This is a genomic window from Rhodohalobacter sp. 614A, from assembly GCF_021462415.1.
Lineage (GTDB): Bacteria > Bacteroidota > Rhodothermia > Balneolales > Balneolaceae > Rhodohalobacter.
The window spans coordinates 1,000,262-1,014,819 of record NZ_JAKEDS010000002.1 but is presented as its reverse complement, the minus strand read 5'-3'; the positions used below and the strand labels follow the sequence as shown (position 1 = coordinate 1,014,819).

The 14,558-nt window shown below is 41.4% G+C and carries 10 protein-coding genes; 6 read left to right on the top strand and 4 right to left on the bottom strand.

All coding sequences use genetic code 11. The features are described from left to right. The first annotated feature begins 107 nt into the window (after positions 1-107). Complete coding sequence (locus L0B18_RS13070) at positions 108-584, top strand: DUF4377 domain-containing protein (RefSeq protein WP_234572232.1); 477 nt, start codon at positions 108-110, stop codon at positions 582-584. Between the two features lie 220 nt (positions 585-804). On the opposite strand, the gene L0B18_RS13065 is transcribed toward L0B18_RS13070, so the two are convergent. Further along, the gene (locus L0B18_RS13065; RefSeq protein ID WP_234572231.1) at positions 805-3,414 is read right to left on the bottom strand and encodes a serine/threonine-protein kinase; all 2,610 of its coding nucleotides are present in this window, start codon (positions 3,412-3,414) and stop codon (positions 805-807) included. Positions 3,415-3,482: 68 nt separating this feature from the next. Further along, positions 3,483-4,055: a sigma-70 family RNA polymerase sigma factor gene (locus L0B18_RS13060; RefSeq protein ID WP_234572230.1), complete on the bottom strand. Its 573-nt coding sequence runs from the start codon at positions 4,053-4,055 to the stop codon at positions 3,483-3,485. A 290-nt stretch (positions 4,056-4,345) separates the two neighbouring features. On the opposite strand from L0B18_RS13060, the gene leuS reads away from it, so the two are divergent. Both leuS and L0B18_RS13050 read left to right on the top strand, forming a co-directional pair. Next, a complete protein-coding gene (gene leuS / locus L0B18_RS13055) occupies positions 4,346-6,931 on the top strand; it encodes a leucine--tRNA ligase (RefSeq protein WP_234572229.1) in 2,586 nt (861 codons plus the stop codon). A 377-nt stretch (positions 6,932-7,308) separates the two neighbouring features. Next, on the top strand, positions 7,309-8,046 hold the full coding sequence (locus L0B18_RS13050; protein ID WP_234572228.1) for a hypothetical protein: 738 nt from the start codon (positions 7,309-7,311) through the stop codon (positions 8,044-8,046). 212 nt (positions 8,047-8,258) lie between these two features. Here L0B18_RS13050 and L0B18_RS13045 read toward each other — a convergent pair whose 3' ends face one another. Continuing rightward, positions 8,259-9,278: a DMT family transporter gene (locus L0B18_RS13045; RefSeq protein ID WP_234572227.1), complete on the bottom strand. Its 1,020-nt coding sequence runs from the start codon at positions 9,276-9,278 to the stop codon at positions 8,259-8,261. Positions 9,279-9,554: 276 nt separating this feature from the next. On the opposite strand from L0B18_RS13045, the gene L0B18_RS13040 reads away from it, so the two are divergent. From L0B18_RS13040 to L0B18_RS13030, 3 genes are read left to right on the top strand one after another with little or no spacing between them, the layout of a single operon-like run. After that, positions 9,555-10,514 (top strand): SDR family oxidoreductase, encoded by a 960-nt coding sequence (locus L0B18_RS13040; RefSeq protein WP_234572226.1) that lies wholly within the window; start codon positions 9,555-9,557, stop codon positions 10,512-10,514. Positions 10,515-10,529: 15 nt separating this feature from the next. Beyond that, on the top strand, positions 10,530-11,186 hold the full coding sequence (locus L0B18_RS13035; RefSeq protein ID WP_234572225.1) for an NAD-dependent epimerase/dehydratase family protein: 657 nt from the start codon (positions 10,530-10,532) through the stop codon (positions 11,184-11,186). Positions 11,187-11,189: 3 nt separating this feature from the next. Then, positions 11,190-12,002: a helix-turn-helix domain-containing protein gene (locus L0B18_RS13030; RefSeq protein ID WP_234572224.1), complete on the top strand. Its 813-nt coding sequence runs from the start codon at positions 11,190-11,192 to the stop codon at positions 12,000-12,002. Positions 12,003-12,060: 58 nt separating this feature from the next. On the opposite strand, the gene L0B18_RS13025 is transcribed toward L0B18_RS13030, so the two are convergent. Next, positions 12,061-14,448, bottom strand: a complete 2,388-nt coding sequence (locus tag L0B18_RS13025) for a glycoside hydrolase family 31 protein (RefSeq protein WP_234572223.1) — start codon at positions 14,446-14,448, stop codon at positions 12,061-12,063. Between the last annotated feature and the right edge of the window lie 110 nt (positions 14,449-14,558).

The following is a 14,558-nucleotide window of genomic DNA, read 5'->3' as shown; positions in this document are numbered from 1 at the left end:
TCATTAGTCTTTTTTTAATCACATCTCTTTTATTTCTGAGTTCGTGTGAGGATAACAGAGTTGGATCTTTAGAAACTATAAATTTTCGTTCAGATGGGACCGGGTTGATGGAAATGTATGTAGATCATTACCGGTGGATAGGAGGGTTCGAAGGATTTCATTTTAAGTATTTCACTCAGGAAGGATCAGAGATCGGTACTAAGAAATGGACCCGTAATTATTCCCCTGTTGAAAACTTCGACTATGAATGGGGATATAGATATCATCTGATTGTAAAGAAGAAAAAATATGATCCTCCAATAATTGATTCCCCTCCATTCTTTTACGAGTTGATTAAAGTGGTCTCTAAAACAAAAGTTGATGATGTAACTTTTAAGATACCAATATATACTACCTGTAGTGGATGTACTCCCATTTTGACAGGCAGCCAAAGTGATGGCTATAGTTTACTTAACTCAAAAAAAATTGATTGTGGGAACTTCTGTGAAGAATTAGCAGAGGTAAAAGAAAAGGAGAAGTCTATCATCGCCATTTTCCAAAACAAAGAAAATGGAATGATTATATTAGTTGGATTGGAGAGTTAATAAGTATGGGAAAATTATGAAATCGATAAAATTTATTCTGTTCATTTCGCTGCTTTTTCATTTGGGGCATGCCAGGATACAGAGAATGAAATCCTGGAGATGCGAGTGAGTCATCATCAACAAACCGGATATAGCTTTATTGGCCCTCGAATTTTATATCGTGTGCAGGTAGGAGATGAGATTGGAGGTGAAAAATGGAATGCAACGTTTGGGATTGAAACTAATCTTCTAAAAGTTGTCTGTTTACGAGCAAAAGTGAGTCCGCCTCTATTAAAAAAGGATTGGATGCATCATAATGTTGTTTCAGGATCTCAACAGATTTTTTGAGTAGTGAATCTGCTTCTTCATAATCCTCATTCTTCAAAGCATATTTTCCCTGTGCTGCATACACTCTTCCGATATTGGGATGTTGAGCATCAAAGTTTTGTTGAAAATTAGTGATGGCTTTTTCTCCAAATTCACCGGCTTTCTTATACTCCCCGTCGTTGTACTCTACTTCGCCATAGGTAATCATCATATAACCAAAATAGGGATGAGCTGCACCATAGTTGTTTTCTATGATGGAAGAGGCTTCGGCAATTTGTTCTCTGGCTTCATCATGTCGCCCGGTTTCGCTTAAAACTTTTGCATATTCGCGTAAGGCTAAAGCATATCTGAAATGTGTGGCGCCGTGTTGCTGTTTGTTGATTTCCACGGATTTTTGAATATAGTTATACGCTTCTTCGTAGTTACCCAGTTCCAGAGCAATATTTCCCAAAGCTTGCAATGAAGAGCCAACAAGTTGGTGGGTAGGGCTATACACTTTTAACCGAATTTCATACGCTTTTTGAGTCATTTCATAGGCCTTTGGAAAATCCGCAACGGTAGCATAAACAACTCCCATATTGTGGTAGAGAGTGGCAATTCGTGTATTATTTTCATCAAAAACTCTGAGCTTAAGTGTCAGTGCCTGTTCAAGATTGTCAAGAGCGGCCTGGTTTTGCCCAATATTTTTATAAGCGCGCCCCCGATTGTTGTAGACATTTGCCAGAATGTCGATTTCATCAGGAGAATTCAGGTTGAAGTTCTGAACAAGTACGTTATCCAAATCAGATAAAACGGAAAGAGCTTGTTCGTGCCTGCCAACTTCCATTAAATAGTCGCTGTAATTCAATTCATGTTCAATATAGCTCATTGAATGATCCAGCTTGTGCACCCGGAAAAGAGAATCGGTTAGTTGGAAATAACGGTCCGATTCTTCCATATTTCCAACCGTTTCCAGCCACTCGGAGTATTGTGTTCCAATAGCCAAACTTTTTTCTGTTTGGCGGGGAAGGGAGTCAGTTACAAAAGCCATTGCTTTCTGCAAATTGATTCCTGCCTGTTCGATCTCACCATTATTGAATTGAATGGACCCAATCGTACCCAAAATAGTGGCCCTGTTCAATGCGGATAGGTTATCCTGTTCCAACAGCTGAATGCCCCGGTTTAAGGCATCGTTAATGGTTATTTCATCTCCGGAATTTTCACTGGGATTGTTTAATTCCAGCATCGAAATCAGAAAATTCGTGACCTCTTCAGCCCGTTCGGCTTCAAGTTGAGCGAAATCGCGCTGTTGTGCAATCTGGTTTGTGTAATACGCGGTGAGTAGAATGACAAGGGTCAAAACTCCGGAGGCGATATACATTGCCTTTTGATGGCGACGAATGAATTTTTTACTGCGGTATTTTAGCGAATCGGCATGAGCGGAAACCGGAAGGCCATACTTGTAGTTTTCCAGATCACTTAAAAATTCATTGGCTACGCGGTATCGCTGATCCGGTTCTTTTCGAATTGATTTAAGAGCAATGGCATCCAAATCACCGTAAAGCTCTCTTTTTAATGAAGGTGAATCCATTCGGGAAGAAGGACGCGGAGCTTCCTCATTCAATATGACTTGTTCGGTTTCAAACCGTGATAGTTCATCAATATCAAACGGACCTATTCCGGCCAGCAGTTGATAAAAAATTATACCGAGTGCATACAAGTCTGTAGCCGTTGTGATATTCTCCTGACGGATTTGTTCGGGAGCAGCATACCGGAGTGTCAACAGGCGTGCGCCGGTTTGTGTGATAATTTCAGAATCATCTTCAATCAGTTTTGAGATACCGAAGTCAAGGATTTTGACATTTCCGCTTTTGTCGATAAAAATGTTACCCGGTTTAAGATCCCGATGAATGACTAAGTTTTCATGAGCGTATCGGACGGCTTCAAGAACCTCCTCAAACAAGGTGATTTTTTCCTGTGTTGAGCATTGATGTTTCTCGCAGTAATCGGTGATGGGCATTCCGTCAATGTACTCCATGATAATATACGGGACACCGTTTGCCGTAGTACCACTATCAAAAAACCGGGCAATAGAAGGGTGGTTCATGCCGGCAAGAATCTGTTGCTCTCGTTTGAAGCGCCGCAAATTTTCCCGGCTTGCACGGCCATGCTGAATAATTTTAATGGCAACACGATGATCCAGTTCATCATCGGACCGTTCCGCCAAATAAACAGCTCCCATTCCACCTTCAGCAATTTTTTCACGGATTGTGTAGGAGCCTACTTTTTTGCCAATGAATACATTTTCAGCAGAAATCTGCTCAATTTCTTCGGCAATTTCATTTAACATCTCTTGTCTGTAAACGTCCTGTTCCTCAAGCCAGCCCTCAGATTCATAAATCGACTGTAGAAACTGAGTAACTTCTCCTTTGAGTTCAGCATCATCGCCACATTTGCTATCAATGAAGGTTTTTCGTTCACTTTCGGGCATTTCTAAAACCTGATCAACAATGGTTTCAACCCTTTTCCAATTCGATGTATTCATAAAAAATGCAGAAGTTTATAAAGATGAAGCGTCCTTATATAATGCGTAATAATTGAAGAAATCTATCACTAAACTTTGAAACGTCCTTTCAATTCTTTGTACAGCCAACCCCTGGCTTTTGACCAGTCGCGTTTAACTGTGCTTTCGGATATTTCCAGAGCTTCAGCCACTTCATGAATGGTCATTTTTCCAAAGAATCGCATCACGACAACATCAGAAAGGCGTTCATTCATATTGGCTAATCTGTCCAGAGCAGAATCAATATCAATTAATTCAGCCGTTTTATGTTGTGATCTGCTGAAGATTTCATCGATGTAAGTTTGATCTTTTTCCTTTCCGCCTCGTTTATCCGCATGTTTTTTTCTTGCATAATCGATAAGAATTTGCCTCATGCAACGAGATGCAATCGCCAAAAAATGACTTTTGTCATTAAAGTCGATTACATCCTGATCAATCATCTTTAAATAGGTTTCGTGAACCAATTCAGTCCTGGAAAGGGTATGGTCGGGCGACTGACGTTTCATATGAGAATAGGCCATCCGGCGTAACTCATCGTAGATCAGAGGATATAACTTGTCGTAAATGCCTTCTTCGCCTTTTTTCAGGCGAATCAATAATTGAGTGGTGTTGGCTTTTTCCATCACGGGCTTACTGCTTAGACGGTGAATCTATTCAAAAATTATTATCTATAAAGATGATCATTAACTGATTTGTACAAACATGAAAGTATTGAATTCAATGATATAATTACAGATGGTATCTGTCAATTTTCAAGGTGTATCATTCGAATGTCAGGATTTCTAACCGGTAAAATCTTCAAAAGAAGAATGAAGATTGGAACAAGTGGGTACTCACTTCAAATTTCGTTATATTATTAAGCTATTCCGTTATCAAAAAGAAGAATTATAAACCCTATTAGCAACCGATTTTAATGAGTTCCTACGATCCATCAGTCATAGAAAAAAAGTGGCAGGAGTACTGGCAAACAAATAAGACGTTTAAGACCCAAACCGATCACAATAAACCAAAATATTATGTTCTGGATATGTTTCCATATCCAAGCGGTTCGGGTTTACACGTTGGTCATCCGGAGGGGTATACTGCTACGGATATTCTTGCCCGCTATAAAAGGATGAAGGGATTCAATGTGTTGCATCCCATCGGTTATGATGCTTTTGGTTTGCCGGCCGAGCAATATGCGGTAAAAACGGGAACTCATCCGCGTGAAACTACCGAGAAGAATGTGACGCGTTTCCGCGAGCAATTACAAATGCTCGGTTTCTCTTATGATTGGGATCGTGAAGTGAATACGACGGATCCTGATTATTACAAATGGACGCAGTGGATTTTCTTGCGATTATTTGAAAAGGGATTGGCTTATGAAGATGAGCAGCCTGTGAACTGGTGTCCGGAATTGGGAACCGTTTTGGCCAACGAAGAAGTAATTGACGGCAAAAGTGAGGTAGGTGGATTCCCTGTCGTCCGAAAACCAATGCGCCAGTGGGTGTTGAAAATCACTGAATACGCCGAGCGATTACTGAATGATCTGGACGATCTGGACTGGCCGGAATCAACCAAAGAAATGCAGCGCAACTGGATTGGGAAATCCATCGGTGCAGAAATCGATTTTCAGGTTCATGAATACGATGAGAAAATCCGTGTATTTACCACGCGTCCGGATACGCTGTTTGGCGCAACATATATGGTTTTAGCTCCTGAACACCATTTGGTGGAGAAAATTACAACAGATGATCAAAAAGGAAAAGTTGAAGAATACAAGGAATATGCAGCTCAAAAATCGGATTTAGAACGGCAGGAGTTGACAAAAGAGAAAACCGGAGTGTTTACCGGTGCATATGCCATCAATCCGGCCAATAACAAAGAAATTCCGATATGGATTGCTGATTATGTATTGGCTCATTACGGAACCGGTGCCATTATGGCCGTTCCGGGGCAGGATGAACGGGACTGGGAGTTCGCTGAGAAATTCGATCTGCCGATTATCCGAACCGTTGAAACACCTGAAGATTATGATGGAAAAGCGTATACCGAAGATGGTCCTGCCATCAACAGTGATTTTTTGAACGGACTGAATGTAACCGACGCCAAAACCAAGATCATCAAATGGTTAGAGGAAAATGGAGTTGGTACAAAAAGTGTGAATTTTAAACTGCGCGACTGGCTTTTCTCGCGCCAGCGGTATTGGGGCGAACCATTTCCGATTATTCATGTGGACGGAAAACCCAAAGCTGTTCGTGATGAAGATTTGCCTGTTGAGCTGCCCGAAGTGGATGATTATCAACCTACAAAAGATGGTGAACCTCCATTGGCTAAAGCCAGTTATTGGGTAGAAACAACAGATCCTGAGACTGGAAAACCGGCAAAAAGAGAAACCAATACCATGCCTCAATGGGCCGGATCTTGTTGGTATTACCTGAGATACATCAGTCCTGAATTTGATGGCTCTCCTGTTGATCCCAATGAAGAGAAATACTGGATGCCTGTGGACTTGTACGTGGGTGGATCAGAACACTCTGTTCTTCACTTGTTGTATGCAAGGTTTTGGCACAAAGTCTTGTATGATTGCGGTGTGGTTTCAACGGAAGAACCTTTTCAGAAACTGGTGCACCAGGGAATGATTTTGGGTGAACTGGAATACACGGCGTACGAAAAAGACGGAAAAATCATTAGTGCTGATGAAGTTGAGGGTGGTGATGATGTCATAAGAAAACCTCTCTCCGAATTAGATGTCGAGAAAAAAGGTGATCGCCACGTGATGAAAGGCACCGAGATTGTGGTGGATGCCAAGGCTCACAAAATGTCGAAATCTCGCGGTAATGTGATTAATCCTGATGACGTTGTAAACAATTATGGAGCTGATTCCCTGCGCTTGTACGAAATGTTTATGGGGCCGCTGGAGCAGGTGAAACCGTGGAGTACAAAAGGTGTTGAAGGTGTGAACCGATTCCTGAACCGCTCCTGGAGACTGTTTTTTGGGGAAGAGCAGGAAGATATTTTTAATATCTCAGACAAAGAAGCGTCCAAAGAACAATTGAAAGTTCTTCATGAAGCTATTAAGAAAGTATCGGAAGATATTGAGGCTCTTCGGTTTAACACAGCTATTTCTGCATTAATGATTTTTGTCAATGAAGCCAATCAATGGGAGGGAGGAGTTCCTCGCTCTGTTGCTGAACCGTTTGTGAAATTGCTGTCGCCATTTGCACCTCATATTGCCGAAGAAATTTGGAATCGGTTTGGTCATAATGAAAGCCTGGCATACGAACCGTGGCCGGAACTTGTTGAAGAATACCTGAAAAGTGACACAATTGACATGCCTGTTCAGGTGAATGGGAAAGTGCGCGCCAACATTACCGTTCCGGCAGACAAAGCGAAAGATAAAGATTTCGTTTTGGGTCTCGCCAAACAACAGGAGAATGTAGAGCGCTACCTGGATGATACCACAATCGTGAAGGAGATTTTTGTGCCGGGGAGGATTGTGAATCTGGTTGTGAAGTAGAGAATGTTGAATGTTGATTTTTGAATTCGTGCAAGTTTAACACACGTCTTTTTTTCTTCTTCAATCTTCTGATTGTATCAACCTCACTAAGTAAAATCTGGTAATCGATGATGGTATGCTTATGCTATTCTTGCGGAGGAAGTATATCTCTTGATCTGTTTTATTAATCTAGCTAACAACTCGTCAGGCCCTTAATCTTCTAAACTGATTTTATCAGAAAGTTTTAAAAATATTAGACTCATCTTTTTGTCTTAAATGTTATTATCAACAAGAATATGTGAATGGGAAAACAGCAGATGTAAGTTAAGTTCAGAAGAGTGTTACCTGTCATTAAATCATTATGGATCGGAAGGTTATCAAGAATTGAGAAAATTTGCTTGAAATCCTTTTTGTACCATGGCCATAAAGTTGAACTTTATACATATGAGGATATACCAGATGTGCCTGACGGGGTTACACTTATGGATGCCAATGAAGTTCTTGATCAATCAAAAGTATTCGTATACGGGGATAAAATCGGAGCAGGCAGAGGGAGTGTCGCCGGTTTTGCAAATTACTTCAGGTATCAAATGTTGTATCATTCTGAAGATGCATTTTGGGTTGATATGGACGTGTTATGCCTCAAACCATTTGAATTTGATCAGGATTTAGTATTCGGGTGGCAAGATGAATACTACATCAATAATGCTGTTATCGGGACAAGAAAACAAAAACACAATCTCTTCGATGAATTAATCACATATTGCGAAGATCCCTTTAAAATAAAACACTGGGATGGCTGGAAGCTTTCAGTAAGAAAGTTATTGAGGTCGGTGGTAAGAAAAAATAATACCGAACATATTCCCTGGGGATTAACGGGGCCCAGGGCTTTAACGGGTTATGTGAAGAAACTTGGGTTAGAAGAGTATTCCCTACGAGAAAACAAGTTCTATCCCATAAAATTGAAGGAGTGGAAAAAGATTTTTTTTGAGCCGGCCAACGAAATTGAATCCTTGATATCAGATTCCTACGCAATCCATTTGTGGCATGAAAAAATGCGTAGGGAAAAATTCAATAAAAACGCTCACTTTGACACGAATTCAATTTTTGAACGATTAGCTAAGAGGTACGAATAGCGGGTCAAAAAAAGAAGATTGAATAAAGATTTTTAAATGATGAATGAATCGACTTCAACTAATAATTCATTTCATTGATGGGATATCCATCCCTTCCAAAACTACCAACCAAGACATTTAATCATGAAAGATAGTGGGGGAGTCTTTTGGGAGTTGAAAGATGGATTGAAAACGGCCAAATACGGCAACCTGAATTTAGTCAGTAAAATATATTAATCTTGTTTTGCACTGGAAACTACAGAGAGCTCATCATCCTCCACAGAGTGCACATGACCTTCACGCGAATCGTCTATTACTTGTATAAAGATTGCCCCGGCGATCACAAGGAGTCCCGCTACGATTTCATACGAAGAAGGATTCTGACCAATGGAGAGCCAGCCAATCAGTAAAGCTGCAATAGGAACCAGGTTTCCATAAATAACAACCTGAGTTGGCCCGAGAGATCGTAACGCGCGCACTTTAACCCATTGGCCAACTCCGACACCAATTGCGCCGCCGGCCAGAATGGCAATCCAGGTCCACATGCCAAGTGTCAGCCAATTTTCCTGGATGAGAGAAGGAGAGGCGATCATAAAATAAAGTGTTCCTCCGATAACCGTTCTCAATGCCACCATACTGATGGAACCATATTTTCTGGCGAGCGGCTTGATGAGGTGAAGTTCTACTACAGTCAGCACCAATGCGATGAGAAGTAACAGATCGCCAATCCAATAACCTTTATCGACGAATAAGCCGTCGTATGCGAGTGTCAGGGTTCCAAGTCCGGCCAGAAAAACCCCAAAATATCCGGCTCGGCCCATTTTTTCGGTACTGAGGAAATATCCAAAACCGGTACTGACCGCAGGCCCTAAAGCCAGCCAAATGGAAGCTCGCGCTCCGTGTGTAAGCCCAAGGCCTTCAATTCCTAGCCAAGGCGCAAGAGTGGCTCCCAAAACAGAAACCCAAAGTAGCCTCATCCAGTCTTTTTTTTCGATTTTTGGAAAAAACTGAAAGCTTGACCCCGTACGTTTGGCATCGGAATAACACTGTCCGTAGAGCAGCAGCAGCATGGCAATTCCTCCCATTGCAAACCTGGAAACACTGAATGAAATAGGAGCCATTTCTCGTAATGCTACTTCGGCTAGAATGAAATTCGCTCCCCAAAAAAAAGTAAAAAGAAGAAGCAAACCGTGGTGAGAAATTTCACCGGTTTGCTTTGAGACTTTATGTTCAGAGCGATTGGAGTTAACCAAAGATAGTATCCGTTAGTCAGTGTTCAATTTAGAAAGACATCAAAACAACCGGCCTTAATATGGTTTCATTCAAACAAATCAGAAAATAAAACACTAATAGTGTAATACTTTTTATATAACAGAACTGTAATAAACTTTTAAATAATTAATTCTTCGTGCACTCAATTATATTTTGAACTTTTCAACAAAGAAATTTGGGCTTTTGAACAAAAATTGATTCTTGTTGACCTCTTATCATTAGGTATAATTTGAATAAACAAAAAATTAAGAGTCATTATGAATCAATTTAAAAAACGTGTGTTGGTAACCGGTGGAAACGGCTTTGTGGGAATCCATTGCATTCTCCAATTGCTGCAACAAGGCTATACCGTAAAAACAACCGTTCGTACATCAGCCAAAGCAGAACAGGTAAAAGAAATGCTGAAGAATGTAGGAATCACCTCGTTTGAGAATCTTGAATTTGTAGAAGCAGATCTGTTGAATGATAAAAACTGGAATGACGCCATGGAAGGTTGTGAGTATGTTCTGCACGTAGCTTCACCTTTTCCAATGATTGAGCCGGAGGATGAAAATGAATTAATTATTCCCGCGAAAGAGGGAACGCTTCGAGTGTTAAAAGCGGCTCAAAAAAACAATATTAAGCGGGTTGTTATGACCTCATCTTTTGCGGCTGTAGGATACAGTATATCTCGTGAAGATTATGTTTTCACAGAAGAGGACTGGACAGATCCTGAAACTGATATTACTCCTTATATAAAATCAAAAACGATTGCTGAAAAAGCTGCATGGAATTTTATGGATCAAGCAGAAAGTAATACAGAACTGACCGTGATCAACCCTGTAGCCATTGCTGGTCCGGTGTTAAGCGACAATTATTCAACGTCTATTCAGTTTGTTGAACATATCATAACAGGAGTGATTCCTTTTGAAAATGACTTTTCTTTTGGCATTGTGGATGTGCGGGATGTCGCGGATCTTCATCTCAAAGCGATGCTTCATCCTGATGCAAAGGGAGAACGATTTTTGGCAGTGGCAGACGGATCGATGTCGTTTATAGAAATTGCTGAATTGCTGGATGTTAAACCTGAAGATTATTCTGGCACACCTCCGAAGCCTGTTCATATTTCCAATCAAAAAGCGAGGAAAGTATTGGGCTGGAATCCCCGGAGTAAAGAAGAAGCCATTTTAGCCACGGCTGAAAGTTTGAAGAAATACTCAGATATTGAACAAGAATAATCATCATATTTCAAAATGAAAGTAATTATCACAGGTACAACCGGAATGGTGGGAGAAGGCGTTCTGCTGGAATGCCTTCAAAACCCAAATGTAGATGAGGTTTTGAGTGTCAGCCGAAAACCGACTGGCCATACCCATCCAAAACTGAACGAGTATATCGTACCCGAATTTCTGGATTTAACGCCGGAAGATGAACAAATGAAAGGTTATGATGCTTGTTTTTACTGTGCCGGCGTGAGCAGCGTGGGAACGGATCCGGAAGTTTATCAACGAATTACATACGATACAACCATCCATTTTGCTAAAGTTGTTTTAAAACAAAATCCCGATTCTGTTTTTATTTACATAACCGGAGCGGGAACAGATAGTACTGAATCTGGCCGGTTGAGGTGGGCGAGAGTGAAAGGAAAAACAGAGAATGATCTCATAAAATTGGATTTTAAAGGCGTATATAATTTTCGTCCGGCGTTTATGAAGGCGATGCCCGGCCAGCAACATCTTCCCACGGCTTATAAACTTATCGGGTGGACGTATCCGTTTTTTAAAGCTGTATATCCCAAAGGAGTGAGTACGCTAAAACAAGTGGCTCAAGCCATGATTAAAGCCGTTTCAAAGGGATATTCCTCGAATATTCTGGAAGTAAAAGACATTAATAAACTCGCAGAATCATAACGAATGATGAACGGAACGGATCGAATAAAGTCATGTTATGTGGGCCCTGAAATCTCACCTGAACAATTTATTTCAGAGCATTACTTTTTTTATATGGGCAAAGGTTCCATAACCGGTTACGATGGCCATCAGGCGTATCACATGAAAACGGGGGAATATTGCATCATCAGAAAAAATCATCTCGCCAGGTATAAAAAAATGCCTGAGGGTGGAACCATCGAAAAAGTGGTGATTGTGCTGGATGAACTTTTCTTGCGTGATTTCCAAAAAAATCATGAAGTGAATCTTCACAACTCATCCATTCCAGATAAAGCTTTTTTATCTCTGAAAGAAACGGATTTAATCCCAAATTACATCCAATCTCTCATGCCATATTACGAAGGGCACGGAGAAATTGATGAAGCGTTTTCGAAGATTAAAAGGGAAGAATTATTATTGATTCTACTGAAAACTAATCCGGATTTGTCTGATATTTTATTTGATTTCGGCACGCCTGAGAAAATTGATCTCAAAGCGTTTATGAACCAAAATTATGCCTTTAATGTAAACTTGGAACGATTCGCTTATCTGACCGGTCGAAGCTTATCAGCTTTTAAAAGGGACTTTAAGAAGATTTTTAATGAAACTCCCGGTCGGTGGCTGGTTAAAAAACGTCTGCAGCAAGCCTATTTTCTTATCACAGAAAAAATGGAAAAACCTTCAGAGATTTACCTGGATCTCGGCTTTGAAGATTTTTCTCACTTTTCATACGCATTCAAAAAACGATTTGGTCACCCGCCAACTCAATTACTCAAATCCGTTCAACACGTTGACTAAAGTTATCATGAACCTGTGAGACACTGAAAATCTCACAGAGTTCAGCTCATGAGAAAGATTATTGATTAGAGGTAATTTCCCAGTCTATATTTCCGTCAAACGGATCATCAACAAGCCTCCATTCCCCATTTTCCGAAGACACAGAAACGGTTTGAACTTCATCACTATCCGGCAGATAGATTTTTCCCGTAGCTGGTTCTCCATCCACAGAAAAAACACGAAGCTCCAGGTTCGACCAGTCCATGTCTTTTGTTGATTGGGCCAATTCAATATGCGGTAAAACGGTTCCGCTTTTAACCAAAACAACTATGGGAATTTCACCAGCCCTAATGGTATGCCAACCGCTTTCGTAGGTTTCTCCGGTTTGATAATCAATCCAGTTTCCGGGCGGAAGGTAGACATCTCGCTCTTCAGCATTTTCGAAGAGAGGAGCTACAAGCATATCGGAGCCAAAGAGATACTGATCATCAATCAACCACGAACCGGGATCATCCGGATACTCTACAAAAAGTGCACGAAGCATCGGTAGTCCTCGATCCGAGCTGTATTTTCCTTGCGAATAAATGTACGCCATTAAGCGATATCGCATATTATCAGCCTTGCGGAATCCTTCAAGAAATTCGTCGCTGTATTCCCACGGTTCCGTTGGAGGATTTCCATGTGATCGAACGTGCGAAGTCAGCATTCCAAACGGCGTCCATCGGCGATAAACATCTTCGGGAGTTGCTGTCGTAAATCCACCGATATCATGACTCCAGAATGTGAATCCAGTCAACCCAATGGAAAGTCCTGCACGAAGTGTAGCCGACATCGCTGAGATTGTAGTAGCCGGATCACCGCCCCAGTGAACAGGATAACGCTGACTCCCGGCCCAGGTACTTCGTGCCCAGATAAATCCATTTCCACTAATATCTTTGGTGATGTCTGCAACAGCTTTGTTATATCGAAGAGGATAGAGGTTGTGCTCGTACCAACCGGTTCTGCCGGAGTGATAGAGTCCGTTTTCGGGAGCAGCCTCGCCGAAATCCACTTTAATGGCTCCAACTCCCATTTCGAGAAGCGGCTCCAGTTTATCCTGATACCACTGAACGGCATCGGGATTGGAGAAATCGATGATGGCATCCTCAACAGGAATATTTCCTTTTCTGTCTTTGATCGCGAGATCGTTTTGGATCAGCTCGTTATATAATTCATTCTTCGGAGTCATGTATGGCAATTGCCAAAGGGAGATATGAAATCCACGATCTTTGAAATCCTGAATCATCTGCTCCGGATTTGGAAATCGGTCTTCAGGAAACTGATAATCAGCTCTCCAGTCCACGCCAAACCATCCAGTGTCAAAATGAAGGACATCGGCGGGGATTTCAAGATCTCGTAACTGGTTGATGACCTGGCGTCCGTCTTCTTCAGAGAAATAGGTAATCCGGCTCATCCAGAATCCGAATGACCAAAGCGGCGGCATGGATGCTTTTCCGGTTAATTCTGTGTATTCATCCAAAATATCTTTTGGTTCGCCAAGGAAGAAAAACAGGTCCGCCTCATCATCGCCGATCATCATTGAGTTGACGGCATTATAATATTTGCCAACATCAACGCTAATGGGAGTGGAGTGATGCATAAAAACCCCATATCCGCGATTGCTCATGTAGAAAGGAACGGGTTTATACATCGTTTCATTTTGCGTACCGTTGGCGTCATCTACCCAAAGAACCACTTTTTCTCCGCGTTTGTCGAATTGAGTGAATGATTCACCAAAACCATAAATTTTCTCACCGGGCTGAAGAGACATCACAGCCGCCATACTTCGTGAATAATCACTGGCTCTGCGGACATAAGAAAAAGGCAAAACAGGGGTAAACGTATTGGTCACATCCGACATGTGTACAGTACTCGTCAGTAACTTTCCCTCTTCATCATACAGATAGACATGCCAGGGATTTTCAGTTATTACCACTTTGCCGTGTTCACTTTTATACTGATGTCCGCCTTCTACAGCTGAGTATTCCCAATCATCCCGGGCATCAGGTGCTTCTCCATTGACCAGCATCAGCGATTCATGGTTTGCAAATTGTGGTCCTGATGTCGCTTTCAATCGAATGGTTCTTGATGAAACAAACTGGAGAGAAAACGGAAGTTCGGGACTTGCAGCATATTCTGTTCCCGGGAATTCATTCGCTTCAACAGGAACAAGCCGTGCAAGCATATTATTAAATGCCATTCTTGTACTGTATTCATACCGGTTATATTTGATGGTTCCGTTTGCAGTTTCTGGGTCGAAGGAAGCGAGTTCTTCTGCCAGGTAATAGGTATTCGTGAAATCTGCAAAGTCGGAGGCAATATCGGTTGGTTCATTTAAAATATCAGTCCCCTGAAGTTGTGCAGATGCTTCATTCATACATAAAAAGGCAAGCAATACTCCCAAAAAAGGTGAAAGTTTATGGATCATAGTATTCTGTTATTTAGCTCTGGAGTTAGGTTGAGGACTCATGGATGGTAGATTCTGAAATACCGTAGCTGAAATCAAAGTCCTGTTCTTTCAAGTTAATAAAATCTGTG